This window comes from Nitrosophilus sp. (assembly GCF_982775275.1).
Map to the genome: position 1 here is coordinate 1 of NZ_CEXZHP010000004.1, position 24,704 is coordinate 24,704.

28 protein-coding genes and 1 pseudogene are annotated in these 24,704 nt (G+C 30.8%); 15 read left to right on the plus strand and 14 right to left on the minus strand.

Annotated elements, in window-relative coordinates:
- Positions 1-51: 51 nt before the first annotated feature.
- From AC30RD_RS00495 to AC30RD_RS00510, 4 genes are all read right to left on the minus strand, one after another.
- Positions 52-366, minus strand: a complete 315-nt coding sequence (locus tag AC30RD_RS00495) for a DUF309 domain-containing protein (protein ID WP_489492161.1) — start codon at positions 364-366, stop codon at positions 52-54.
- 80 nt (positions 367-446) lie between these two features.
- Positions 447-992: an HdeD family acid-resistance protein gene (locus tag AC30RD_RS00500; protein WP_489492162.1), complete on the minus strand. Its 546-nt coding sequence runs from the start codon at positions 990-992 to the stop codon at positions 447-449.
- 72 nt (positions 993-1,064) lie between these two features.
- Positions 1,065-1,739, minus strand: a complete 675-nt coding sequence (locus AC30RD_RS00505) for a Crp/Fnr family transcriptional regulator (protein WP_489492163.1) — start codon at positions 1,737-1,739, stop codon at positions 1,065-1,067.
- A complete protein-coding gene (locus AC30RD_RS00510) occupies positions 1,739-2,437 on the minus strand; it encodes a succinate dehydrogenase/fumarate reductase iron-sulfur subunit (RefSeq protein ID WP_489492164.1) in 699 nt (232 codons plus the stop codon). Before AC30RD_RS00510 ends, AC30RD_RS00505 begins: the two co-directional genes overlap by 1 nt.
- Before the next feature lie 59 nt (positions 2,438-2,496).
- Here AC30RD_RS00510 and AC30RD_RS00515 point away from each other — a divergent pair, with 59 nt between their 5' ends.
- Positions 2,497-3,717 (plus strand): APC family permease, encoded by a 1,221-nt coding sequence (locus AC30RD_RS00515; RefSeq protein WP_489492166.1) that lies wholly within the window; start codon positions 2,497-2,499, stop codon positions 3,715-3,717.
- Here the strand turns inward: AC30RD_RS00515 and AC30RD_RS00520 are convergent.
- The 8 genes from AC30RD_RS00520 to rpsU form a co-directional block, all read right to left on the minus strand.
- Positions 3,698-5,302 (minus strand): FAD-dependent oxidoreductase, encoded by a 1,605-nt coding sequence (locus tag AC30RD_RS00520; RefSeq protein WP_489492167.1) that lies wholly within the window; start codon positions 5,300-5,302, stop codon positions 3,698-3,700. The two genes, AC30RD_RS00515 and AC30RD_RS00520, sit on opposite strands and share 20 nt — an antisense overlap.
- Entirely contained in the window at positions 5,302-6,240 is a 939-nt protein-coding gene (locus AC30RD_RS00525) for a D-2-hydroxyacid dehydrogenase (RefSeq protein WP_489492168.1), read from the minus strand. Before AC30RD_RS00525 ends, AC30RD_RS00520 begins: the two co-directional genes overlap by 1 nt.
- Positions 6,237-9,056: an EAL domain-containing protein gene (locus tag AC30RD_RS00530; RefSeq protein WP_489492169.1), complete on the minus strand. Its 2,820-nt coding sequence runs from the start codon at positions 9,054-9,056 to the stop codon at positions 6,237-6,239. Before AC30RD_RS00530 ends, AC30RD_RS00525 begins: the two co-directional genes overlap by 4 nt.
- Positions 9,057-9,479, minus strand: coding sequence for a secondary thiamine-phosphate synthase enzyme YjbQ (locus AC30RD_RS00535; RefSeq protein ID WP_489492170.1), 423 nt, complete (start codon positions 9,477-9,479; stop codon positions 9,057-9,059).
- Positions 9,479-10,741 (minus strand): formate-dependent phosphoribosylglycinamide formyltransferase, encoded by a 1,263-nt coding sequence (gene purT, locus AC30RD_RS00540; protein ID WP_489492171.1) that lies wholly within the window; start codon positions 10,739-10,741, stop codon positions 9,479-9,481. Before purT ends, AC30RD_RS00535 begins: the two co-directional genes overlap by 1 nt.
- A 65-nt stretch (positions 10,742-10,806) precedes the next feature.
- The gene (locus AC30RD_RS00545) at positions 10,807-11,535 is read right to left on the minus strand and encodes a TOBE domain-containing protein (protein WP_489492172.1); all 729 of its coding nucleotides are present in this window, start codon (positions 11,533-11,535) and stop codon (positions 10,807-10,809) included.
- 231 nt (positions 11,536-11,766) lie between these two features.
- Positions 11,767-12,399: a class I SAM-dependent methyltransferase gene (locus tag AC30RD_RS00550; protein WP_489492173.1), complete on the minus strand. Its 633-nt coding sequence runs from the start codon at positions 12,397-12,399 to the stop codon at positions 11,767-11,769.
- Positions 12,400-12,473: 74 nt separating this feature from the next.
- A complete protein-coding gene (gene rpsU / locus AC30RD_RS00555; protein ID WP_281951851.1) occupies positions 12,474-12,686 on the minus strand; it encodes a 30S ribosomal protein S21 in 213 nt (70 codons plus the stop codon).
- 179 nt (positions 12,687-12,865) lie between these two features.
- Between rpsU and AC30RD_RS00560 the strand changes: the two genes are divergently transcribed.
- The 14 genes and pseudogenes from AC30RD_RS00560 (at position 12,866) to AC30RD_RS00625 (ending at position 22,837) form a co-directional block, all read left to right on the plus strand.
- A complete protein-coding gene (locus tag AC30RD_RS00560) occupies positions 12,866-13,891 on the plus strand; it encodes a cytochrome-c peroxidase (protein ID WP_489492174.1) in 1,026 nt (341 codons plus the stop codon).
- Between the two features lie 77 nt (positions 13,892-13,968).
- A complete protein-coding gene (locus AC30RD_RS00565) occupies positions 13,969-14,988 on the plus strand; it encodes an aldo/keto reductase (RefSeq protein WP_489492175.1) in 1,020 nt (339 codons plus the stop codon).
- A 3-nt stretch (positions 14,989-14,991) separates the two neighbouring features.
- Complete coding sequence (locus AC30RD_RS00570) at positions 14,992-16,056, plus strand: hypothetical protein (RefSeq protein WP_489492176.1); 1,065 nt, start codon at positions 14,992-14,994, stop codon at positions 16,054-16,056.
- 118 nt (positions 16,057-16,174) lie between these two features.
- Positions 16,175-16,831, plus strand: coding sequence for a recombinase family protein (locus AC30RD_RS00575; RefSeq protein ID WP_489492177.1), 657 nt, complete (start codon positions 16,175-16,177; stop codon positions 16,829-16,831).
- Positions 16,831-18,267: a cytochrome c oxidase accessory protein CcoG gene (gene ccoG / locus AC30RD_RS00580; RefSeq protein WP_489492178.1), complete on the plus strand. Its 1,437-nt coding sequence runs from the start codon at positions 16,831-16,833 to the stop codon at positions 18,265-18,267. Before AC30RD_RS00575 ends, ccoG begins: the two co-directional genes overlap by 1 nt.
- A 52-nt stretch (positions 18,268-18,319) precedes the next feature.
- Positions 18,320-18,442 (plus strand): NifB/NifX family molybdenum-iron cluster-binding protein, encoded by a 123-nt coding sequence (locus AC30RD_RS00585; RefSeq protein ID WP_489492180.1) that lies wholly within the window; start codon positions 18,320-18,322, stop codon positions 18,440-18,442.
- A gap of 7 nt (positions 18,443-18,449) precedes the next feature.
- Positions 18,450-18,665, plus strand: a complete 216-nt coding sequence (locus AC30RD_RS00590; protein WP_489492181.1) for a NifB/NifX family molybdenum-iron cluster-binding protein — start codon at positions 18,450-18,452, stop codon at positions 18,663-18,665.
- A 27-nt stretch (positions 18,666-18,692) separates the two neighbouring features.
- Entirely contained in the window at positions 18,693-18,908 is a 216-nt protein-coding gene (locus AC30RD_RS00595) for a hypothetical protein (protein ID WP_489492182.1), read from the plus strand.
- A 64-nt stretch (positions 18,909-18,972) separates the two neighbouring features.
- The gene (locus tag AC30RD_RS00600) at positions 18,973-20,142 is read left to right on the plus strand and encodes an NAD(P)/FAD-dependent oxidoreductase (RefSeq protein WP_489492183.1); all 1,170 of its coding nucleotides are present in this window, start codon (positions 18,973-18,975) and stop codon (positions 20,140-20,142) included.
- A gap of 70 nt (positions 20,143-20,212) precedes the next feature.
- Positions 20,213-20,629, plus strand: coding sequence for a rhodanese-like domain-containing protein (locus tag AC30RD_RS00605; protein WP_489492184.1), 417 nt, complete (start codon positions 20,213-20,215; stop codon positions 20,627-20,629).
- Positions 20,630-20,699: 70 nt separating this feature from the next.
- Positions 20,700-21,026 carry a hypothetical protein gene (locus AC30RD_RS00610; protein ID WP_489492185.1) on the plus strand — a complete coding sequence of 109 codons (327 nt, stop codon included), beginning with the start codon at positions 20,700-20,702 and terminating at the stop codon, positions 21,024-21,026.
- Entirely contained in the window at positions 21,016-21,660 is a 645-nt protein-coding gene (locus tag AC30RD_RS00615) for a M48 family metallopeptidase (RefSeq protein WP_489492186.1), read from the plus strand. Before AC30RD_RS00610 ends, AC30RD_RS00615 begins: the two co-directional genes overlap by 11 nt.
- A gap of 172 nt (positions 21,661-21,832) precedes the next feature.
- Positions 21,833-22,090, plus strand: a pseudogene (locus AC30RD_RS00620) (NifU family protein); the annotation flags it as partial.
- Between the two features lie 3 nt (positions 22,091-22,093).
- Complete coding sequence (locus tag AC30RD_RS00625) at positions 22,094-22,837, plus strand: arginyltransferase (RefSeq protein WP_489492187.1); 744 nt, start codon at positions 22,094-22,096, stop codon at positions 22,835-22,837.
- 7 nt (positions 22,838-22,844) lie between these two features.
- On the opposite strand, the gene AC30RD_RS00630 is transcribed toward AC30RD_RS00625, so the two are convergent.
- On the minus strand, positions 22,845-23,090 hold the full coding sequence (locus AC30RD_RS00630; RefSeq protein ID WP_489492188.1) for a hypothetical protein: 246 nt from the start codon (positions 23,088-23,090) through the stop codon (positions 22,845-22,847).
- A gap of 92 nt (positions 23,091-23,182) precedes the next feature.
- Entirely contained in the window at positions 23,183-24,679 is a 1,497-nt protein-coding gene (locus AC30RD_RS00635; RefSeq protein WP_489492189.1) for an NAD(P)/FAD-dependent oxidoreductase, read from the minus strand.
- Positions 24,680-24,704 lie beyond the last annotated feature (25 nt).

The window sequence follows — 24,704 nt, forward strand, 5'->3', positions numbered from 1 at the left end:
TAATTTTTTATATTTTCATCTATAAATTTATTTTCAGACTTAAAATTTTAATTATGATAATATTTTTTCATATTCATCTTCAATAGCTTTACAAACCTTTAAAAGATCCTCTTTTTTTAGTGATGAACAATCGTTAATAAGTTCCAAATATTTTTTGTAATTTTTCCAAACTTTTTTTGCCTGCGGGGTTTTGCCTCTTTTTTTTAACTCAAAAGCGACAGATGCGTTTATAAAACCTTTAAGTATTAAAATATCGGGTGTTTTTTCTTTTCTTTTTGGAAACCATATCTCTTCTAAAATCTCATGGGCCTCAAAATACTTTTTTTTATTTATAAGATCTATAAACTCTAAAAAAAATTTTTCCAAAACAGCTTCTTTTTTAATTTGATTTTATGCAAAAAAGAGACTATTTTTGATAACAAATCTATTTAATCGCTTTTTTTAAGTTATTTTTCCAATTTATCGGCATAACTTCCAAGTGTTAAAAGCACTATACCGTCAAAAAAGAGACTTATACCAACAAGCAAGCCAACTAAAAAAAGCGAACTAAACGGCCAGCCTACAAGGATGATTACCGCTAATATTAAAGATAAAATGCCGTTTATTAAAACAAGCCACCATCCTTTTTGAGGTTTTATCTCAAAAGCGAGCGCAACCGATGCGAATGCGTCAAATAGAAAATATATAGCAAGTATTATCCCAAGAGCTGCAACTCCTGGAACCGGGTTGATAGCTAGTAAAAGTCCAGTTATTAAAAATATAAAAGCTTTTAACCATCCAAGCCAATCTTTTTTATTTGTGTTATAAGTATGATAAGCGGTTAATAAGGAGCTAAAAATTAAAAGCCACCCAAAAAATATGGCAGTTGCCAAAGACATTAAAACCGGAAATATTATTCCAGATAAGCCTAAAATAATAAAAATTGTTCCGGCAATTTTTGAATATTTACTAAATTTTTTTAATAGATCTTTCTCTAACGGATAATTAACCATTTTGCATCCTTTCTTTTAAGATAGGAACATTATAACAGAAGTTTATAGAAAATTTTGCTACTTTTGTCGCTATTAAAAGATGTTTTTTGGCAAATTTTTAAGAAGTTTTTCTATATTTTTTAATATCAGTTTTTTCCTCTCAACTTGCAAAATCCCATCTTTTTTTAGTTGCTGAATATGTCGATTGACAACATGTCTAACTGTTCCTATTAAACTTGCGATCTCTTCATGGGGTAGATCGTTTATTAATTTTAGTTTATTTGGACTTTTAAGGTCGATATTTTTTAAAAAAAGTCTAATAAGTCTTGTTGAGGTGTCAAATAGACTAAGCTCAAGAGCTAAATTTTCAAGATGTCTTAGATTTTTTGCGATATATGGTAAAAAAAGCTTATTAAATTCTGGGTTTGTATAGATTAATTCTCTAATTGTTTCAATTTCTATCTCATAAACTTTGCATGTATCTATTGCGTATGTTAATATCTCATGAGGTTTATTATCAAGCAGAGGGATAATATCAAACATATCTCCGGTCGTTAATATGTCTATAGTTTGCTCTTTTGCGTTTTGTGGATTGATCTGGGAGATTTTTAGCCTTCCTTCTAAAATAATATAAAAATATTTCAAAGTATCTTCGGAAGTTAAGGGATATGATCCTTTTATAAACTCTTTTATTTTGCCTTTTTGTTTAATCGTGGCAAAAAAATCTGAATGAAGATTTGACAGAATTGGGAGGTTTTCAATTTTCATCAAAAATCCAATCCGAAGCTTCCAAAGCTATTTAGATTTGGATTTTGATATCCAAATTTTAAAGCCTGGCTTTGGAGCATCATAATATCGGTTTTTGGATCAATTCCCTGTGGACAAACCTCCGTGCAGTTTCCGCAAAGGGTGCAGTCAAATATCCCATTTTGCAACACGGCTTCAATTTTCTCTTTTTTGTTCTCTTCTCTTAAGTCGATTAAATATCTATAATTTCTGGTTAAAACAAATGGTCCTAGAAAATCTTTGTTTGTTTCAAGAACCGGACATGAGCTATAGCATGAGTTGCAAAGTATGCAATCGCTCTGTTTTTCTATAAGTTTTTCCTCTTTTTCATTCATCTTTTTTAAAGAGGGTTTTGAGAGATAAGCTTTTGCTTTTTTTAATTTTTTTAAAGAGCTGTTCATATCAACTACTAAATCTCTAATAACCTCTAAAAAACTTAAAGGCTCAACAAAATCTTTATCTTTTGGCTTATATTCGCAGGCTAAAACCTCTTTTGAGTTAACTTTTAGGGCGCAGCTTCCGCAAACTCCGCTTCTGCATCCTTTTGAAAATGTTAGTGATGGATCTTTTTTTGTTTTAATATCTTCTAAGATTTCAAGCAGAGTCTCTTTTTTTTCAACTTCATAAGTTACTATTTTTGGTTTAAAGCCCGGTTGAAATCTTTTAATATCGATTTTCAAAAAGCCTCCTTAAAACTTTTTTTATATAATACTATCAAAAACTTAAAAATGGAAAAAAAATGAGATTAAAAAGAGCTGTAACATTACCCTTTTTAATTTTTTACGGGCTTGGTAATATTATAGGAGCCGGTATATATGTATTAATCGGAGAGATTGCCAATATAAGCGGTTATTACGCTCCTTTATCTTTTTTTATAGCCTGTTTAGCGGTAATTTTTACCGCACTATCATATGCTGAAATGTCTTCGAGATTTCCTTTTAGTGCCGGAGAGGCTATATATGTAAAAGAGGGACTTGGATTTAAAAAGTTTTTACCCATATTTGTTGGATTTTTATTGATATTTAGTGGTATAGTTTCAGCGGCTGCCGTAGTAAGCGGATTTTATGGTTATATAAAAAATTATATAATGATTTCTGAAGATATTTCGATACTCATTTTAATAATATCTCTTTTTTTAATTGCTGCATGGGGGATAGGAGAATCAGTAAAGTTTGCTTCTATTTTTACGCTTATTGAAATTTTTGGACTTTTATTGGTAATAGTTGCTGGATTGTTTTATATAGATTTCTCTTCTATCGAGTATAAAAGGTTTGTTCCAGATTTTAGCTTAAATAGCTGGTATCTTATCATTTTAGGCAGTTTTGTTGCTTTTTATGCATTTATTGGTTTTGAGGATATGGTGAATATCGCAGAAGAGGTTAAAAATCCGGTAAAAACTATGCCAAAAGCGATTATTATAACTATTTTGATAACAACGATACTCTATTTTTTGGTGTCATTTGTTTCCATTTTAGTTATTGAGCCTTCCGCTTTAGCAAAAAGCTCATCTCCTTTGGCGGATGTTTTTAAAAAATCTATTAATAAAGATATTCCTTTGTTAAATATAATAGCGATTTTTGCGATAATAAACGGGGCGTTAGTGCAGCTTATAATGGTTTCTAGAATTATTTACGGTATGGCTAAGCAAGGATGGCTTCCAAAAATATTTTCATATATTCACCCATCTACTAAAACTCCTATAAACTCTACTTTTTTAACCGCTTTTTTGATATTTTTATTTGCTTATTTTGTAAAAATATTAACACTAGCTCAGTTAACAAGTTTTGCTATTTTAATAGTTTTTATTTTGGTAAATTTATCGTTAATTAGATTAAAAATGAAAAAAATACAACCAAAAAATATAATAAAAATCCCCATTTTTGTGCCTATCGTGGGAGTAATAATAAATTTAATACTAATTTTTACGCAAATTTTAGAATTTATTTCTTTATCTTTTTAAAATCGGCATAAATAATATCCTCTTTTTTCCAAATTAGCGTATGGGCTAGAAAATTTTTATCATCTTTTTTTGGAAAATCTTCTCTAAAATGAGCCCCTCTGCTCTCTTTTCTGTTTATTGCGTTAACGAGTACTGTTTCTGCGAGTTCTAACATATTTCCAAACTCTATATATTCGATTAAGTTTGTATTGTAGAGTTTTGATTTATCCTTTACGCCCATAAAAGGAAGCTCTCTTTGCATCTGTCTAACGGCGCTTAATACTCCTTTTAGCCCCAAATCTTTTCTATAAACCCCCACATTTGCATAAAATATTTTGCTTAAAAACTCTCTTTTTTCGTAAAAATCGATCTTTGAAGATGTATTAAAAAGAGTCTTTATAAAATTTTGATCCTTTTTTGTCTGAGGATATATTTTGTCCTCAATATTTTCGTTTATATGATTTATCGCACTTATTGCTGATTTTTTGCCCAAAACGATAATCTCCAATAATGAATTTCCTCCAAGTCTATTGGCTCCGTGAAGTTTTGCGTTTGCACACTCTCCAACTGCGTATAGAGCGTAAATATTTGTTTTTAGATCAAAATCTACATCAATACCTCCCATAGTATAATGAGCAGCTGGCTTTATAGGGATGAGATCATTAACCGGATCAACACCTTCGTAAATCTTTGCAAGGCGCCTTTCTTGAGGGAGGTTTTCTTCGATAAATTTCTCTCCAAGATCTCTTATATCTAAAAATACTTCATTTCCTTTTTCTATCTCATCAAAAATCGCTCTTGAAATCTCATCTCTTGTTAACAGTTCATCTACAAATCTCTCGCCTTTTTGGTTAACAATCTTTCCTCCCGCTCCTCTTGCTGCTTCGCTTATTAGGATAGAGCTGTTTTTAAGTGCGGTAGGGTGAAACTGTATAAACTCCATATCGCTAATGATAGAGCCTGCTCTAAGTGCTGCTGCTATGCCATCACCCGTTGCGTATGAGGAGTTTGTAGAGTAGTTTTTATATATTTTTGCGTATCCTCCTGTGGCTAAAATTACGGATTTTGCCAATATTTGGACAACTTCGCTATTTTTTATGTTTAAAAAAGTGGCTCCAAAAACTCTATTTTCTTCAACTATTAAATTTAATAAAAAATACTCTTCAAAAACAAAAATATTCTCTTTTATCAAATTATCATATAGAGTATGCAAAATCTTTAGTCCCGTATAATCTTGCGCATAGCAGGCTCTTGGATATTTTGCTCCTCCGAGTTTTCTTTGGGCTATTTTGCTATCTTTTCTGCTAAAAGGAGTTCCTATGCTATCAAGCCACTCAATCGCATCTTTTGCATTTTTGCAAACATATTCAACAACTTTTTTATCGGCAAGTCCTTGAGAAGATTTTAATGTATCTTCTATATGAGAGTTAATTAGCTCTTGTTTATCTTCTAAAACGGCGTTTATTCCTCCTTGAGCCATTGAAGTTTGGCTTCTTGTAACATAGCTTTTTGATACAAGAGCAACTTTTGCTCCAAGCTCCTTTGCTTTAAGAGCTGCGCTTATTCCAGCTCCGCCGGCACCTATAACGAGTATATCATATACCATTAAAAAAACTCCTCTTTTAAAAAATTAGAGATATTTTTCGCAATCGATAAAATAAGTCTCTCTCTTGCTTCTATGCTAGTCCATGCTATATGGGGAGTTATTAGAAGTCTATTTTTGTTTTTTATCTTTAAAAGGGGATTTTCTTCTTCAATAGGCTCTTTTTGCGTTACGTCAAGTCCAACATATATCTCTTTTTCATCTATTATTTTTGCTAGATCTTTTTCGTTTATTATTCCGCCTCTGCCAAGGTTTAACAAAACCGCTTTATCTTTTAATTTTATTAAATTACTTCTATTTAAAAGATTTTGAGTTTTTTTGTTTAAAGGAGCGTGTATTGAGATAATATCGCTTGTGCACAAAAGAGAATCTAAAGGAATATGTTTATATTCGCTATCTAAATTTTTACCGCTTGTTGAATAATATATAACATCGCAACCAAAGCTTTTTGCCACTTTTGCAACCTCTTTTCCGATAGTACCAAGCCCTATTATCCCCCATCTTTTATCATATATTTCAAAAAACGGCCATTTTAGGCAGGTAAAAATATCATTTTTGCTCCAATACCTATCTTTTACAAACTCATCATAATTTTTTAATTGTTCAATTAAATAAAAAGCCATCGCAAAAGTATGCTGCACAACGCTATGGGTTGAATATCCAACAACATTTTTTACTTTTATCCCTCTTTTTTTTGCATACTCTAAATCAACATTATTCATCCCGGTGGCCGCTACGCAGATAAGTTTTAATTTTTTTGAGTTATCTATAATATTTTTATCTATTACAACCTTATTTGTTACGATTATATCAGCATCTTCTACTCTTGAGAGAGTTTGATCTTTTTTAGTGGTTTCAAAAATTTTTAACTCTCCAAACTCTTTTAAAATATTAAAATCAACATTACCTAATGTTTTTGCGTCTAAGACTACTATTTTCATAGATTCTCCTTTAAAATTCTCGTTATTTCAATAGCTTTTAGCGGTTTGCTAAAATAGTATCCTTGATAATAATCGCAATCAAGGGATTTTAAAAGATTTAGATGCTTTTTAGTTTCTACTCCTTCGGCCACACATTCAAGACCAAGACCCTTACACATCGCAACAATCGCTTTAACGATAGACTCATCCTCTTTATTTGATATGGAGCCTATAACAAAACTTTTATCTATTTTTACTTTATCGATAGGGAATTTTTTTAAGAAATTTAAAGAAGAGTATCCAACCCCAAAATCGTCCATTGCGATATTTATACCAAGTTTTTTTATCTTCTCCATCGTTTTTATATGCTTTTGGATATTAAACATCGCTATATTTTCTGTTATTTCTATCTCTATCAAGTTTGGAGATATTTTAAAATTATCGATACATTTTTCTAAAATTTCTACAACATTATCATGTTGAAACTGTCTAATTGAGATATTGATGGATACCTTTATATCAAAACCCATCTCATTCCACAATTTCGCTTGAGAGATTGCTTCTTCGATTATCCATTTGCCAAGAGGCATAATTAGACCGGTATTTTCAGCAATCTGAATAAAACTATCTGGATATAACAAACCAAGTTTTGGATGATTCCATCTAATAAGTGCTTCAACGCCTACGATTTTTTCTTTTTTTATATCTATTTGAGGTTGATAATGTAGTTCAAACTCTCTATTTAAAATAGCATTATGCAAGGAGTTTTCTAAAATATGCTCTTTATTTACCTTTTGGCTTAATCTTTTCGAAAAAAGTTGTGCGTTATTTCTTCCTAAATCTTTTGCATAATACATAGCAATATCTGCATTTTTTATAAGTTCGTAAGTTGTTTGTCCATCGTCTGGATATATGCTAATGCCTATACTTCCAGAGATAAAAAGTTGATGAGAGTTTATCTGATATACGTTTGATATAACATTTAAAATCTCTTTTGATTTTTTTACCGCATCATAGGCTGAGTTTATATTTTCTAAAACTATAATAAACTCGTCTCCCCCTATTCTAGCTACCGTATCGGCTTTTCTTACGACTTTTTTTAATCTTTTTGATGCCTCTATTAGCAATTTATCGCCGATATCATGACCTAAAGAATCGTTTATTAGTTTAAAATGGTCAAGATCCAAAAACAAAATTGCAACTTTTTTATTTAATCTTTTTGCCTCATTTATAGCGTGATTTAATCTATCATATAAAAGATTTCTGTTTGGAAGATCGGTTAAAGAGTCGTGTAAAGCCTGATGAGCGATTTGTTCTTCTGCTCTTTTTAGCTCTGTTAAATCTCTTGCGTATGCGACAATCCCATAAACTTTTCCCTCTTTATCTTTTAGCGGAGAAAATAGTATTTGATAAAATTTTTCATAACTGTTTATTTTTATCCATCTTTCTGTTTGAATTATCTCTTTTTTAGATAATATCTTTTTATCTATCTCTCTAAAAAAGGAGGCAAGATCTTTATCAAAAATATCAAAATCGGTTTTTCCAATAATATCTTTTCTATTTTTTTGTGCAAATTTTTCAAAGGAGCTGTTACATCCAATATATGTAAACTTATCATTTTTAAAAAATATAGGATCTGTTGAGGCGTTAATAACATCGTTTAAAAGGTTTTTACTTTTTTTTAAGATGGAGTAGTTTCTGTTTAAAATATCTGCTAAATTTATAAATGCTCTATAAATATCTCTAATTTCTGGGACACTTGATTCAAGTTTTTTATCCTTTTCTATTAAGATGCCGGGCCTATATTTTTTAACTATTGAGGATAACTTTTTTAAAGGATTCACAGCAATTTGATCCAATATATAATTTAGCAAAAACAGTGAAAATATAATCAACAATAAAATAACTGTAAAAATTTGCCATTTTTTTAATAAAAATAGTTTAATAAAATCGTTTTTGTATATAACGCTAACTATTTTCCATCCTGTTGGCTTATGAGTGGTTAAGTTTATAAAAATTTCATCTTTTTCTTTTTTTATCTTTAAAATATCTGAGTTAGATTTTATAAAATTATCCGATACCCCATAGAAATCTTTTATATTTTTTTTAAAAATAAGGTTAAAATCTTTATGGGAGATTATCCTTCCGCTTGAGTCTATTAAAAACGTATATCCTCTTTTACCTATCTTTTCAAGAAGAAATTTTTTCCCAAACTCCCAAAGTTTTGGAGCCACTAACACAGCACCGATAATTTTTTTATTCTCTTTAACGGGGGTAATTATTACAAAAATTGGATATCCTCTAAGTATACTTGGGTATGGATCCGATATAAAAAATTTTCCCTCTATTAAAGCTTTTTTAATAAAGTTTAGACGATATCCCCCTTTGCCAACAGTTTTTCTTTCTACGCTATCTATTAAGGCGGTAGCATCTTTTATGATATATTTTTTACCGTCTAAAATTTTTATTATTTTTTTGTTTTTTGGAAGTTTGATAATCAATACAATATTTTCGTAATATTTGAAATGGTTGTGTATAGATTTAAAATATTTTTCTATTTTTTTATATAGTTTGTCATTTTCTGGATTTTTACATATATTGATGATATCTGGATCTTTAGAAAGAGTAAAAACAAGCTTTTTTTCACCTTTTATCCAGGTATCAAGTCCTTTTAAAACATATAAATTTGCTTTATTTAGTGTCTCTTTTAAAAAAATTTCGCTTTGTTTATTGATATTTTCTATTAAAAAATATCCTGTAATTATAAAGATAAATAAAAAATTTAAAAAAATCGGCACAAAAAGTTTAAATTTGATTGAAGAGATGCTTTTTTTCATCTATTTTCCAAAGAGAGTAATAAATATATGTCTATTTGATGAAAAATCTCTATGTTCGCAAAGATAAATTCCTTGCCAGATGCCAAGAACAAATTTCCCTTTTTTTACGGGTATTACCAAAGAGTTTCCATACAAAGAGCTTTTAATATGAGCTGGCATATCGTCGCTTCCTTCTAATGTATGGGTATAGTATGGCTCATCCTCTTTAACAAGGCAGTTAGTAAAATTTAAAAAATCTTTTCTTACCTTTGGATCGGCGTTTTCGTTTATACAGAGGCTAGCACTTGTATGTAGTAAAAAAAGGTTACATATTCCAGCCTCTATCTCTTTTATCTCACCAAGATTTTTTAAAATCTCCTCAGTAATTATATGAAAACCTCTCGGATATGCTCTTAATATTATCTCTTTTTGAAAAATTTTCATTATTTACCCAAAAATATTTTTGCTATTTTTCTAAAAAATCCGCAAGATTCCTGATCTTCTTCTTTTTTTGCCTCTTGTATGACGCTTTTTGAGTAGTCTAAATCGCTTATTTTCTCAATTAACTCTTTTGCTCTATTTAGTGCTTTTTGAGGCTCCCCCAAAGTTAAAACTACGGCCATTCTTCTTCCCTTATGGGAGTTTGGTTTTCCAAAAATCCTAACAAACGAGTCTTTACTAAAGCAGATATCTTCTATATTTAGTATAGGGTTAAAGCTTTCGTTTTTGGCTTTATATGCTGCGCTTGCTCCTCCGATATACTGTGTAAAAGATAAGGGTAGGTTTAATACGGCTCTAACATGAAGGGCAAATTCGCTTTGGCTTTGAGTTATTAACGTTACCATACCCGTATCGTGAGGTCTTGGGCTAACTTCGCTAAAATATACCTCATCTCCTTTTATAAAAAGTTCAACTCCAAATATTCCCCTTCCTCCAAGTCCTGTTACGATTTTTGTCGCTATATCTTTTGCCTTTTCTAAAGCTTTTTTGCTCATCTGCATAGGTTGCCAGCTAAATATATAATCTCCCCCTTCTTGGATATGTCCAATGGGTTCGCAAAAAACGATCTCTTTATCGTTTTTTGCCGTCAAAAGAGTTATCTCATAATCAAAATCGATAAACTCTTCTACTATAAGCTCTTGGGCGCTACCTCTTGCATCCTCTTTTGCAAACTTATACGATTTTTCTAAATCTTCAAAACTTTTTGCTATACTTTGTCCATGTCCGGATGAGCTCATAATTGGCTTTATCACACATGGAAAGCCTATCTCTTTTGCTGCCTCTTTTAGATCTTTTAAACCTTTTACAAAGGCGTATCTGCTTGTTTTCAAGTTTAACTCTTCGGCGGCAAATACCCTTATATTTTTTCTGTTCATAGTTTTATTTACCGCTTCAGCATTTGGAATAACGTTAAATCCAAGTTTTTCTGCTTCAAAAAGAGCTTCTATATTTATAGCTTCAATTTCTGGTAATATATATGTAGGTTTTTCCCTTAGTATCACTTCTAAAACCTGATCTTTATCTTTCATATCGATTACATAGCTTCTGTTTGCCACAAGATGGGCTGGAGCGTTTGGATATCTATCTACTGCGATTACCTCAATCCCAAGCCTTTGCGCCTCTATCGCTACCTCTTTACCAAGTTCTCCCGATCCAAGTAATAAAAATTTTATCGAATTATGTTTAAGGGGTGTCGTAAATTGCATAACTTTTCCTTATCAATACTAGATTTTAATTATTATACAATTTTTGGCTTAAAGGATTTTATAAATTAAATGCCGATTAATACATCTTCTGGGGTGAAGTAAAGATAATACTCTTTGCTTGGATCTATTTTAAGATCGGTAATAGAATGTATCGTATATCCGTTTTCTAATTGAAAAATAACTTTATTAAAATTTTTTCCCTCTTTTATATCTTTAACATTTGCTTTTAAAAAATTTTCATTGAAAAAATTATAGATTTTTACCGATGTAGATTTTATTACCGCTATTACCTCATCATTTTCTTTTAAATTCAACTCTTTAATGGCATCATTGGATATTTTTGACTTTATCAATAACCCATCTCTCATAACAAGATCCAATTGACAAAGATCATCTTTACAGGTTATTTTTTTTATTTTGCACAAAAGTCTATTTCTAGCGCTTATTTTTAATCCAAATACTCTTTTATCGAAATTTTGTAGATTTTGTAAAAAATTGTCATAATTTTTTTGGAGCTCTTCAAAATCTTTTATAAGCTTTTTTCCATATTCAGTTAATCTACTGCCACCACCTCCCTTGCCGCCGCTTATTTTTTCTAAAATGGGTTTTTCGCTTAAGTTATTCATTATATCCACAGCGTCCCAAGCCGCTTTATAGCTCATTTTCATAGCTTTTGCCGCTTTTGATATTGAGCCATATTTTTGAATATTTTTTAAAAGCTCGATTCTACCAGCGCCTAAAAAGTTTTTTTCACCTTTTTTGATCCAAAATCTTCCCTCAATTTTATTTTCCATAAGTTTACTCCAAAAATGTGAGAGATTTTATTGAAAAATTATAGCGGAAATTGTGCCAAAAGGCACAAAGGAGGCGTATATGGAAGTTAGTCGTTTCGTAGTATATCAAAATATATAACGAAAATCAATTTAAATCTTTTTAGCCTTCAAAAGCCTTATATCCGTTAGCCTATCGTAATATTTTGCTTCAATTCCTGTTATCTCAAACTTTGCTCATTTCTTGAGTTAATTTCATATTTTCTTTCCTTTTAATACCACAAAAGCTCCACCTTTTTCACATCCTTCAAAAATATCAAAATTTATATTTTTTAAATTATCTCCAAAAAGAGACTCTGCACAATCTTCAAATGCAAATCCATGTGTTTTCATAAGATCAATTATCTCATCTTTATTATAAAATGTAGCCTCTTTATAAAATCTACTTTTTTTTCTATTTTTTTCATAAAATTGCCCTAATTTAGAGTTTTTGTCTATAAAGGCAATGATTATATGTCCGCCCTTTTTTAAAACTCTATTTGCTTCTTTTAAGCTTTTATCGATATCGGATACAAAGCAGATAGTAGTAACCATCAACACAAGATCAAAAAGATTGTCTTCAAATGGAAGCTTCTCCGCATATCCTTCAACAACTTTAATACCTCTTTTTTTGGCAATTTCTGCCATTTTTTTTGATGGTTCTATTCCAAGATTTATACCAAGAGGTTTTGCAAATCTACCTGTTCCTACTCCTATCTCCAATCCTTTTTTAAAAGGTGGAAGTATCTTTTTTATTGTTTTTATCTCGGTTTTATAAATTTTGGAGTGTTCTAAAAACCAGTTATCATACTCTATATAATATTTATCAAAAAGTTTTGATTTTTTCATATAAAATTCCTAAAAAAGATAATGAAGGAATGAAGCATAAAATTATTAATCAAAAGGGATAGTTTCCCTTTTGATTATAGTCTTGCTTCATATCTGCGAAGCATATATAGTCGTTTGAGCATCTTTTTCCTTGCGGCGATTTTCTCTTTTTTACGTCTTTCTGTCGGTTTTTCATAAAACCTTCTCGCTCTTGCTTCTGTTACGATAAGGTTTCTATCAACCTGTTTTTTAAAAAGACGATAAGCTTCCTCAAACGACTGGTTTGGTTTAACGAGGATGCCAGGCACCTGACATCACCCCCTTTCTTTTTAAAATAGCCAAAATTATACCATAATCTATATTTAAAAAGTAATCTTTTATAAAAAATATATATAAACAAAATATACTAATGGAAAATGATTATTAATTAAAATTTAATATTTTTATTGATATAATCTCAACAAATTAAAAATATAAGGAGGCATAGATGAAGATAGTTAAAGGAGCTTTTATTGTAGCGGCATTGAGCGCGGTAAGTTTAAGCGCAAGCGACGCTCTAATACAAAAAGCTAAAGAGGCCGGGTTAAAACCTATCCCAAATAAGGTTATCGATCTTATTAAAGCTATAGACAATCCTAAAAATAGATTAACAAAGGCAAAAGTTGAGCTGGGCAAAAAGTTATATTTTGATCCTCGTCTTTCAAAAAGTGGACTTATAAGTTGTAATACCTGCCATAACCTTGCTATAGGTGGGGATGATAATGTGCCTGTGGCAACCGGACATAAATGGAGAGGAAATCCTCACCATTTAAATTCACCAACAGTTTATAATGCCGTATTTAACGATAAGCAGTTTTGGGATGGAAGAAGTCCAGATCTTGAAGATCAAGCAACAGGTCCTATCCAAGCTGCCCCAGAGATGGATATGAAAGCTGAAGATGTTGTAAAAGTTGTTATGAGTATTCCAGAATATAAAAAGGCTTTTGAAGAGATTTTTCCTGGGGAGAAAGTTACTATAAAAACCATTGGAAAAGCGATAGGCGCATTTGAGAGAACTTTAGTAACGCCAAGCAGATATGATAAATTTTTAATTGGTGATAAAAAGGCTTTAAGTAAAGCGGAAAAAGAGGGATTAAAAACTTTTATAGAAGTTGGATGTGCAAGCTGTCATAACGGTATCGCCCTTGGTGGAACTATGCAGCCATTCCCTGTAGCTGGTAAATATAAATATGCTAATATCGGAGATTTTAAAGGGGATAAAAACGGAATGGTTAAAACTCCTACTTTAAGAAATATTCTTGAGACAGCTCCATATTTTCATAACGGCGCAACTTATGATATAAAAGAGGCTATAGCTATTATGGGAGAGACGCAGCTTGGCAAAAAACTTAGTAAAAAAGAGATCGATTCAATTGCTACATTTTTTAACGCTTTAACAGGTGAAAAACCAAAAATTACATATCCTATTTTACCGGTTGAGACTTCTAAAACTCCTAAACCAAACCTAAACTAAAAAAGGCGGGTTTTCCCCGCTTTAACTTCTTTTAATTCTTAATAGCTAAAATATTTAAAAAGATTACGGAAGATTTTATGGAATATAGATATATTGGACAAAGCGGGCTTAGAGTAAGCGTAATTTGCCTTGGGACTATGACATTTGGATCTACAACCCCAAAAGATGAAGCTTTTAAGATTTTGGATAAAGCGTATGAGTCTGGTATAAACTTTTTTGACGCGGCTGAGCTTTATCCCGTTCCTCCAGATAGCAAAACTGTTGGCATTACTGAAAAGATTGTAGGAGAGTGGCTAAAAACAAAACCAAGAGAGAGTATTATACTTGCTACAAAAGTTGCCGGGGCAGCAAGTGGATGGTATGTTCCGCCTGTTAGGTATGGCTTAACGGCAATGGATAGATTTCATATAAAAAAAGCGATTGAAGGTAGTCTAAAAAGATTAAATACAGACTATATCGATCTTTATCAGATGCATTGGCCAGATGAGGTAGTTCCAAAAGATGAGACAATGAGGGCATTTGATGAACTTGTAAAAGAGGGTAAGGTTAGATATATAGGCACATCAAACGATAGTGCTTATGGCTTAACAAAATCTCTTATGATCTCAAAGTATGAAAATTTGGCTCGTTTTGAATCTATTCAAAACAATTTTAGCGTATTAAATCCGAGATTTTTTGATGAATTGGAGAAGGTATGTAAAAAAGAAAATGTTTCACTTCTTCCATATTCTCCTATTGCTGGCGGTATTTTAAGCGGAAAATATAACCAAAAGCAAATTCCTGAAGATGCAAGATTTAGCGACTATATAAAACATCCAAACAAAAGAGTTAGAATTCACGCAAAAAGATTTTATAATGAAAAAACGTTAAAAGCTACCGAGCTTTTTTTAGAGGTGGCAAAAAAATATGATATCCATCCGGTTACTTTAGCCGTTGCTTATTCAAAACATTTTGATTTTGTTGCTTCTACAATTATAGGGGCAAGAAAAAAAGATCAATTAGAAGATAGTTTAAGAGCAGCTGAAATTAAGTTAAATCGTGATATATTAAAAGATATAAAAAAAATTCAAGATACAATTTTTTATCCGATGGGATAATTAATGAAAAAAATTATATTTTTAATATTATCTTCAATGCTTTTAGCACAAACTACGATAGATATATACAATAAAAATATCGCCTTAATAAAAGATGATGTTAACATCGCCGTTAATAATAATAAAGGATATATTTTTAATATTCCAAAAAAGATTATATTAGACTCTATCTATTTTAAAAATGATAAAAATATTAAAAGTTTTGCAGCAGAAGATGGAATGATCTATTTGGAAACATTAAATGATAGCGATTTTATAAAAACCAAAATGTCATATTTGACTAAAGGTATAAATTATAAAGTTAACTATCTTTTAGATCTAAATAGATATGGAAAACTTATAGGGTATTGTGAGATTATTAATAATACAAAAATTGATTTTAAAGATGCAAAAGTAAATTTAATGGGAGCGGATATTAATTTGCAAAATTATATATATCCAACTATTAAAGCCTCTTATAAGTATGAAAATATTCCAAAAAAAATGCCTATTGAAATATCAGGATATTATAAGTATGAGATTCCATATATTATAAACATAAGAAAATATAGTAGCAAAATCTATAAATTTTTATCTATAGATAAAATAGAGTATAAAAAGAAATATATTGTAAATTTATATGATTCTATTAGAAATTTTGGAACAAAAATGTATAAATTTTATCAATATATATATTTTAAGGTGCCAAAGCAGCTTATTGGAGGTAAAATCAATATATTTAAAAAAGATAGCTTTTTGGGCGAAGATTATATAAAAAATAGTTCAAAAAATAGTGAAATAGTGTTGAAAATAGGAAAAGATTTTGATTTAGAGTTAAAAAGAGTTCAAATTTTTTATAAAAAAGATAAGAAAAAAATGATCTCTAAAATAAAATTTATTATTAAAAACCCTAAAAACAAAAAAGTTAGGGTTTTTGTTGATGATCATTTCAACAATAGTAATGCAAAAATTGAAATTGATAAAAATGTTAAATTTATAAAAATAGACTCAAATACGATCAGATATATAGTAGACCTTCCAAAAAACTACACTTTTGAATTTATAGCTACCTATATAATACCTTATTAAAATATTTGACGAAAAAATTATATACTTTCTTGACTTTTTTCGCCAATTTTATGTATACTTCTTGTAACAATAATGTGACATTATTATATTGATTATATCTACTTATAAAGAGAAAAATATGGTATATGCGTATTTAAGAGCACAAAATATAAGATTTTCAATAGTTTTACAGGAAAAAAGCATTGAAGAGTTTGCCGCTCAAAAAGGGTTTATTATAGATGAAAAAGAGGTTGAGATAAGCTCATACAATAAATCTTTGGAAGATAGAGAAGATTTTAGAAGATTTTTGCACTCTTTAAAAAGCGGAGACAAACTTTTTATTTACGATCTTTCTCTTTTTAGCAATAGAGTTGGAGAGATAGTTAAGATATTAAACTGCCTCTTTAAAAGAGGGGTAGAGATATATATAAGTAAATTTTTCATAAAATTAAACGAAAATTCACCTGCAAAAATTGTTGTATCTTTACTTAACGATTTGAGAGAGAGTTTTAAAGAGCTTAAAAATAGAGGCCTTGGGAGGCCAAAGGGGAGTATTTCAAAATCAAAATATGATATTTATAGAGACGATATTTTAAAGTATTTAAAGGAGGGAAAAAGTGTGAGCGAAATATCAAAACTTTTAAATATTAGTAGAACTTCATTAAGAGATTATATAGTATCAAGAAATTTAAAAGAACTTGCTGCTACAGAGGGGAAAATGGAGAATTTTGGGGAGATTTTAATTATTCCAAAATCTGAATGTAGAGTAGAAAAAATAAATAAAAAGGATAGATAATGCAAAGTTCAACAGTTGCAGCCGCCCCTAAAAAGAATAGGGCAAAAGAGTATTTAAAAAATTGGATACCTTACAGATACAAACGTTATGTATTTTTTGCGATAGTTACAGTTATCGCTCTTGTTTTACCATGGATTAAAATTAACGGCAACCACTTTTTCTTGCTAAATTTTGATCATAAACAGCTTCATCTATTTTTTGTTAGATTTGATATGCAAGAGCTCTATTTGATGCCCTTTTTGCTTTGGATTTTATTTTTTGGGATATTTTTCATTACTACGTTAGGTGGTCGTGTATGGTGCGGTTGGAGTTGTCCTCAGACGATATTTAGGGTTATATATAGAGACTTGATTGAGACAAAACTATTGCATCTTAGAAAAAGAATATCAAATAAACAGATTGAGCCTGATATGAGTAAGCCTGAAAATAAGACAAAAAAAGCTGTGGCTATATTGTTATATTCTGTTTTAGCTTTTATAGCCGCGGCAGATTTTATTTGGTATTTTGTTCCACCGGAAGATTTTTTACAATATATTCAAAATCCAGGCGATCATCCGATTTTGATGGGTTTTTGGATAGGAACAGCTCTATTTTTGATTGCCGATATAGTTTTTATTAAAGAAAATTTTTGTATTTACATCTGTCCTTATGCAAGGGTGCAATCTGTTTTGTACGACGAGGATACATTTCAAACGGTTTATGATTATAAAAGAGGCGGCAGAATTTATGACGAACATGGACACTTAATAGTCCATAATAAAAATGAGTTAAAAGAGCAAAACGAAAATGCCGAATGTACCCTTTGCGAATCCTGCGTAAAAGTTTGTCCTACACATATCGATATTAGAAAAGGTATGCAGCTTGAGTGTATCAACTGTCTTGAGTGCGCAGATGCGTGTACAAAAGTAATGGGAGCTCTTGGAAAAGAGAGTTTAGTTAGATGGACAAGTTACCATGCTTTAGAAAGTGGGGAAAAAACAAGGGTATTTAGATTTAGAATAGTGGCATATATTGTTATGTTAACTCTCGCTTTTGCAGCGTTATTTTATATGGGAAGTAAAAAAGAGAATATGCTACTTAACATAAATAGAACAAGCCAGCTTTACAAAATTGAACCAAACGGAATCGTTAAAAACTCTTATGTATTTTTATTCCAAAATACTCAAAATGAAAAACATAAATACTATTTTGAGGTTGTAGATAACAAAGATATAAAAATAGCAAGACCTAAAAAACCTTTTGATGTTGTTCCTGGCAAAAAAGTTAAAAAAGTAGTTATATTGTATACAGATAAAGTATTGGTTAAAGATAGTAAAAAAGATACGCCTATACCTATAACTATTAAAGCTTATGCAGTGGATGATCCTAAAAAAATAGTTGTGACAAGAAAAACTATATTTGTTTTTCCAAGATGGGATATTTACCAAAAAAAGTAAAAAAAACAGATTTTAGATAGGAGATCTTCTCCTATCATATAAAGGATAAGCTATGATTTTAGCGATACCTGTTAAATTTAATAAAGAAAACTCCTCCATATCACCTCTTTTTGGACATGCAAAATATTTTGCCTTTATAGAAGATGATCAAGTAAAAATAAAAAAATCCATATGATGGCGGATTGGATGTTGTAAATTGGCTTCTTGAAAAAGGAGTGGATATTGTTATTACAAAACATATAGGATTGAAGCCTTTTGCATTGCTTTCAAATGAAGGGGTAAAGATCTATTATCCTGGGGATGGAAGAGTTGAGATAAAAGATGCTTTGGAGGCTTTTAAAAAAGGAGATCTTGAAGAGATTAATGAAAAAAATATAGAAAAATTTGTAAGACATTAATTCTCAAGCCCATAAGGAGAAAGCTAAATGAGAGAGGGTTTTGATGAAAATGGAGAACCTACATTAACATTGATGGATGATTATAAAGGAACACATTCTCAAGAAAAAAGAAAAATAATTAAATGGGTAATAATAAGCGGTCTTATTGTTGGGGTGTTATTTGCATTGGCAAGATGGTATTTTTGGGACAAAGGTGAGCCCGATTTAAACAAGAATGACAAAATCATAATAAAACATTATTAAAGATTTATCAATTTTAATAATTATGATAAGATACATTAATATTTAAATACAAAAGGGGCGGAAAATGAAAAAGGTTTTGGTTCTTGGTGGAGGTTTTGCCGGCGTCGAGGCTGCAATTTTTTTAAGAAAAGAGGGGTTTGAGGTTGATTTAATTACTCCAAGACCTTATATGTACATCTATCCAACTTCAATTTGGGTTCCCGTTTATGATGCAGAATTTGCGGATGTTTGTATCCCTATGGAGGATTTAGAAAAGGTTCATGGATTTAAATGGATCAAAGATGAGGTTGTTGAAATAAAAGCAAAAGAGAAAAAGGCTATATGTAAAAATGGAGAGTATAGTGCAGATTATCTTGTTATAGCTATGGGTGCCGGAAAAGTTAAAGTTGAAGGTAGTGAAAATTATCTATCAATTTGCGGTGATCCAGAAGATGCTATAAAAATGAGGGACAAAATAGATATATTAGTGACTGAAAAGAGAGAAGGTAAAATCGCAATGGGCTTTGGAGGAAATACAAAGGATTCATCGGCGGTTAGAGGGGGACCTGCCTTTGAGATGATGTTTAATCTACACAACTATCTAAAGAAAAAAGGGATAAGAGATAGATTTGAATTAACTTTTTTTGCGACTATGGCAGAGCCCGGCAAGAGACTTGGACCACAAGCTTTAAAAATGATGGATCTATTTTTTAATAAATTAAATATAAAAAAACATTTTGGGAAAAAAATCAAAAGATTTGAACCAGAAGGCATTTTATTTGAAGACGATAGTTTTTTAGAGTCTGATTTTACAATGTTTATTCCGGCAAATGCTGGGCATCCGGTTTTTCAAAAAAGTGATCTTCCATTAAGTGAAGCGGGATTTATTTTGGTAGATGAATATTGTGAGGTAAAAGATAATCCCGGAGTTTACGCTATAGGAGATAGTGCATATATAGAAGGTCCAGATTGGAGAGCAAAACAGGGACATATTGCTGAAGTTATGGCAAGAAATACAGCAAACAATATTGCTGTCTCAAGCGGTAAAAAGGTAGGAAAACTTGAAAGTTATATTGAACATTTAAATATAATATGCGTTATGGATAGCGGAGATGGAGCTGCTTTTGTTTATAGAGATGATAAAAGAGGATTTATGCTTCCTATGCCACTTGTTGGACATTGGCTAAAAAAAGGGTGGGGATGGTATTGTAAAAACTCCAAACTAAATAAGATTCCAAGGCTTCCGGGACTGTGACAAAAGTTGCAGTTAATTTAAGCTTGATGATATATAATATATTTGTAATAAAAAATTAAGGAGGCCAAAAATGGGTAAACTTACAGAGTTTGAACAAACAATTGCAGAGAGGATCAAAGAGCAAATAGAGCTAAATAAAGATAAACCAGAACTTGGCAATGTTGATTTGGAAAAAGCTATGGAGCTTGTAAAAGAGGTCGGGGCAATTTTATTAGATGTTAGACCACCTCAAAAAGTTAGTGGAGAAAATGCTGAAGAGGCCGATATACCAGATAGCTATTATACGCCATATAATGAATTTACAAACTATTTGGATATATTGCCAGAAGATAAAACAACCGTTATCGTAACTGCATGCTTAAAAGGTCTTTTTGCAAGTAGAGTAAAAGCTTATTTAGAGCTTCTTGGTTATGAAAATGTTTATGTATTCACAGGAAATATTGAAGATTGGATTGCCGCACATAAGGCTCACAAAGGTGAGATATAGTCTTATTATATTTTTTTTACTCTTATTTAGTGGATGTGGCACGATTTATAGCAAAATATATGATAAGGAGTTGGCCAAAAAGCCAATTCCTTGTATAAAGATAAAATCGGATAATCTAATAATAGAAGATATTGTTAAAAATAACGCCTTCATTAAAAAAATATATAATAACTCTTGCTCATATATGCTAAAAATTACTTCTAATTATATAACCTCTTGTAGTTCTGCAAACGCCAAAGCTTTAGGCAGTGATTTTGATGGTTTTGTGAGATTTGAGATATATAAAGATGAAAAATTGATATATAGAAATCAAAGAGATTTCAAAGGAAGGTTTGATGACAAGATCGCTAAAAGCTTGATAGAGAAAATTAAAAAGGATTTAATATTTGTCTATTGATTATATTGTTAGATATGAAAATAGAAAAAGTTTAAAATTATCTATAAAAAATGGAAGAGTTTTTATAAACGCCCCGGTTTTTGTGTCACACGATCACATCCAAAAATTTGCAAAAAAATATGAAAAGTGGATAATTAAAAATCTAAAAAAGTATAAAATTGCCCAAAAAAAATTTATAGAGGGTGAAAAATTTCTATTTTTTGGAAAAGAGTATGAAGTAAAATATGTAAAAAATCAAAAAGATAAAATTTTTTTTAATAATGGATTTTTTATTAAAAAAGATCTTGATATAAAGTCTGCTTTAATAGAGTTTTACAAAAAAGAGGCAAAAAGGTATATTGAAAAAAAAGTTTTATATTATACATCAATGTATAACGTAAAATTTAATAAAATAAAAATAAATTCCGCAAAAAAGAGATGGGGAAGTTGCAGTAGCGATAAAAATCTAAATTTTTCCTATCGTCTAATAATGTGCCCAATAGATGTAATTGATTATGTAATAATTCATGAGGTAACCCATTTAACATATCTAAACCATTCAAAAAACTTTTGGTCTTTGGTAGAAAAAAGGTATCCAAATTATAAAGAAAAAGAGAATTGGCTAAAGGAAAATTACTATTTAACTCTTCTTTAATTCATAGCATTTTAATAATTCATATTAATAGCTGCTTAAGTTATATTCCAGTAATATTTGGTTGAATTAATTAAGATAAATTTTATCCTAATTAGCATTTTTTAAGGTATTTAAAAAGATAGAGGAGGAGACGATGAAAGAAGCTACAAATATTAAAAATGAAAATATAGAATTTAATGATATGACGCCTGAGCAAAAATTAGAAGCTATAGAAAAAGTAATAGATGAAAATATCCGTCAGTTTCTTGTAATGGACGGTGGGAATATGGAGATTATTGATGTAAAGGAAAGCGGAGCTTATACAGATGTATACATTAGATATATGGGAGCGTGTTCGGGGTGTGCTAGCGCAACTACTGGAACTTTATTTGCCATAGAAAACACATTAAAAGAGAAACTTGATAAAAATATAAGGGTATTGCCTATATAAATAATGAAAAAAGAGTTTAAAAAAAACGAATATATAGAGTATTCTATTTTAGATTATGAGTGTCCATATCTTCCAAATAGAAATGCTAGAATGTATTATCGCTTTATACCAAAAGCGACAAAAAAATATGCCTCTTCTTTAATAGAAAGAGGTTATAGAAGATTTGGATACTCATATTTTCATCCGGTTTGCAATGGATGCGATGAATGTAAAAGTTTAAGAATTGACGTGAAAAATTTTAAGCTATCAAAGTCGCAAAAAAGAGTCATCAAAAAAAATAAAGATACAAAAATAATCATCACAAAACCTACAATCACTTTTGATCATGTCAATCTTTACAATAAATTTCACAAATTCAAGTCACAAAAAAGCGGCTGGAACTATACAGAGATTGATCTTCAAACATATTATGAAGAGTTTGTCGTAGGTGCACACGATTTTGGGAAAGAGATTTTATATTTTAAAGATGATAAATTGATTGGAGTTGATTTAATAGATATATTAGATAACGGAATAAGCGCAATATATTTTTTTTACGATCCAGACTTTGAAAAGCTATCTTTGGGTATTTATTCGCTTTTAGTAGAGATAGATATCGCAAAAAAATTGAATTTAGACTGGATATATCTTGGATATTGGGTTAAAGGGTGTAAATCATTTGCTTACAAAACGGCTTTTAAGCCATATGAGCTTCTAGATGGATTTTATGATATCTATCAAGAACCAAATTGGAAAAAAATAAGCTAATATCTGCTTATATCTTTTTGCTGCCTTTTTCTACCGCTTTTTTAATAAGTTTTATAAAAATTCTAACGATTAATAAAAATAGATATACTCCAAAGCTAAAAAAAAGTGGATGTAGCGGTCCAAATTGACTATGAGGTAGGGCAAAAAGATGCTCTATAGGGTGGGAAAACCACTCTTTATAATGCATTCCAAGGGCTAAAATTATAAAAACAGCCAAAAATATAAGCAACTCTTTAAATAAGATTTTTTTCATTAAAAACCTTTTTATAAAATTTGAGAAATTTTAGTGTATGATAGATTAAATATGAGTAAGAAAAATATTTTGGCGCAAAATGCGCCAAAATATTAAGCAAGACCTTTTAGCATTCCATATTGGGTCATAGGTTTTAGCATATAAACTTTTAAAAGCCAGTAGATCCATCTTGGCTTTGTCGGATCTAACGGGAATGAAGGGTATACTTTTCCGTTATATTTTCCGTTTGCCGGATCAGCCCAGGCAAATTCTGCAAGCATAACTTTTCCGATTTCTGTAATAAGAGGACATACCGTATATCCGTTATATTTAGCCGTTGGTTCTTTTCCTTCCATAACTGAGATTAGGTTCTCAACAACAACTTTATACTGTTTTCTAGCGCTACCACCTGTTTTTCCAAGAGGAACGGCTGCAATATCTCCTAAAGCAAAGATATTTTTATATTTTTTATGCTGAAGAGTCTCAAAAGTAACAGGGATAAAACCAGCACCACTTCCTACCGGAGATTTACCTATAAGATCAGGTGCTTTCATAGGAGGGGTGATATGAATCATATCGTATGGAACCTCCACCTTCTCATGAACAACTACTTCTACCTCTTCTTCAAGATCCTCGTCATAAACTTTTTTTGTTTTGTCATGTTTATCAAAAACAGCTATCTTTTTATCCAAATCTATCTCTATAAGATTATGTTTATAATGATATTTTAGATCTTTCTCTTCAAAAAGCCCAAGAATCGCTTTGTGATACTCTGGAACTCCAAACATTTTTCCGCCGTTTGGGTAAAAATGAAGTTCTGCGTTTTCTCTTCCGCCTTGAATTCTTAGGTTAGAGTCTGTTAAAAACATTATTTTTTTAGGTGCACCACCACATTTTATTGGCGTATTTGGATGGGTAAAAACACCCTTTACTTTTTTGCCAGATTTCGCTGCTTCTATAAATGCATGAAGATTTTTTTTCATCTGCACTGCGCCGTCTACGAAATATAGTGACGCCGCATTTCCTTTTGCCAAGATTTGAGCCGCTTTTTGGTTTTGTCCAAGGGTATAAAGAGTTCCTACTTCTTCTAATCCTTTGATCCTATCAAAAGCAAGCTCAAGCCCACCCGCTATGATCATAAAATCATAACTTATAGTCTGTCCCTTTTGCGTCTTTACCTTGTTATTATCCGGATCAAACTCTACAACTTTATCTTGAACCCATTTAACTCCGCTTGGAACAAAATCACTTGTAGAGTAGATAATATCGTCTGGCTGCCACTCGTATCCCCCGATTAGTGTAAGTCCCGGCTGGTATGATACGCTTCTTGGGTTTGGTTCAACTACCGTAATATCTGGATTATCAAGATTTCTAACAAGTCTTGCTGCGGTACTCATACCCGCTAATCCGCCGCCAACTATTAAAATCTTTCCTTTTGCGCTACTCGCATGAGCTTTAGTTGCGGCGTTTGCCTTAGTTGAGGCTCCTCCAGTAAGTGCTGCCGCACCGCCAAGACCCATAATTTTGAGAGCTTCCCTACGAGAAAGCCCCTCTTTTTTTATGGTCTCTTCAATAACCTCTTCTAAATGAAGCAAATCTTTCTTTTCCATATGCACTCCTAATAAATTTTATCAA

Excerpts from the sequence above, each read along its gene's own strand:
- AC30RD_RS00500 (WP_489492162.1), bottom strand. The coding sequence starts at position 992 with ATGGTTAATTATCCGTTAGAGAAAGATCTATTAAAAAAATTTAGTAAA.
- AC30RD_RS00505 (WP_489492163.1), bottom strand. The coding sequence starts at position 1,739 with ATGAAAATTGAAAACCTCCCAATTCTGTCAAATCTTCATTCAGATTTT.
- AC30RD_RS00515 (WP_489492166.1), top strand. The coding sequence starts at position 2,497 with ATGAGATTAAAAAGAGCTGTAACATTACCCTTTTTAATTTTTTACGGG.
- AC30RD_RS00520 (WP_489492167.1), bottom strand. The coding sequence starts at position 5,302 with ATGGTATATGATATACTCGTTATAGGTGCCGGCGGAGCTGGAATAAGC.
- AC30RD_RS00525 (WP_489492168.1), bottom strand. The coding sequence starts at position 6,240 with ATGAAAATAGTAGTCTTAGACGCAAAAACATTAGGTAATGTTGATTTT.
- AC30RD_RS00530 (WP_489492169.1), bottom strand. The coding sequence starts at position 9,056 with ATGAAAAAAAGCATCTCTTCAATCAAATTTAAACTTTTTGTGCCGATT.
- AC30RD_RS00535 (WP_489492170.1), bottom strand. The coding sequence starts at position 9,479 with ATGAAAATTTTTCAAAAAGAGATAATATTAAGAGCATATCCGAGAGGT.
- purT (WP_489492171.1), bottom strand. The coding sequence starts at position 10,741 with ATGCAATTTACGACACCCCTTAAACATAATTCGATAAAATTTTTATTA.
- AC30RD_RS00545 (WP_489492172.1), bottom strand. The coding sequence starts at position 11,535 with ATGGAAAATAAAATTGAGGGAAGATTTTGGATCAAAAAAGGTGAAAAA.
- AC30RD_RS00550 (WP_489492173.1), bottom strand. The coding sequence starts at position 12,399 with ATGAAAAAATCAAAACTTTTTGATAAATATTATATAGAGTATGATAAC.
- AC30RD_RS00560 (WP_489492174.1), top strand. The coding sequence starts at position 12,866 with ATGAAGATAGTTAAAGGAGCTTTTATTGTAGCGGCATTGAGCGCGGTA.
- AC30RD_RS00565 (WP_489492175.1), top strand. The coding sequence starts at position 13,969 with ATGGAATATAGATATATTGGACAAAGCGGGCTTAGAGTAAGCGTAATT.
- AC30RD_RS00570 (WP_489492176.1), top strand. The coding sequence starts at position 14,992 with ATGAAAAAAATTATATTTTTAATATTATCTTCAATGCTTTTAGCACAA.
- AC30RD_RS00575 (WP_489492177.1), top strand. The coding sequence starts at position 16,175 with ATGGTATATGCGTATTTAAGAGCACAAAATATAAGATTTTCAATAGTT.
- ccoG (WP_489492178.1), top strand. The coding sequence starts at position 16,831 with ATGCAAAGTTCAACAGTTGCAGCCGCCCCTAAAAAGAATAGGGCAAAA.
- AC30RD_RS00585 (WP_489492180.1), top strand. The coding sequence starts at position 18,320 with ATGATTTTAGCGATACCTGTTAAATTTAATAAAGAAAACTCCTCCATA.
- AC30RD_RS00595 (WP_489492182.1), top strand. The coding sequence starts at position 18,693 with ATGAGAGAGGGTTTTGATGAAAATGGAGAACCTACATTAACATTGATG.
- AC30RD_RS00600 (WP_489492183.1), top strand. The coding sequence starts at position 18,973 with ATGAAAAAGGTTTTGGTTCTTGGTGGAGGTTTTGCCGGCGTCGAGGCT.
- AC30RD_RS00605 (WP_489492184.1), top strand. The coding sequence starts at position 20,213 with ATGGGTAAACTTACAGAGTTTGAACAAACAATTGCAGAGAGGATCAAA.
- AC30RD_RS00625 (WP_489492187.1), top strand. The coding sequence starts at position 22,094 with ATGAAAAAAGAGTTTAAAAAAAACGAATATATAGAGTATTCTATTTTA.
- AC30RD_RS00630 (WP_489492188.1), bottom strand. The coding sequence starts at position 23,090 with ATGAAAAAAATCTTATTTAAAGAGTTGCTTATATTTTTGGCTGTTTTT.
- AC30RD_RS00635 (WP_489492189.1), bottom strand. The coding sequence starts at position 24,679 with ATGGAAAAGAAAGATTTGCTTCATTTAGAAGAGGTTATTGAAGAGACC.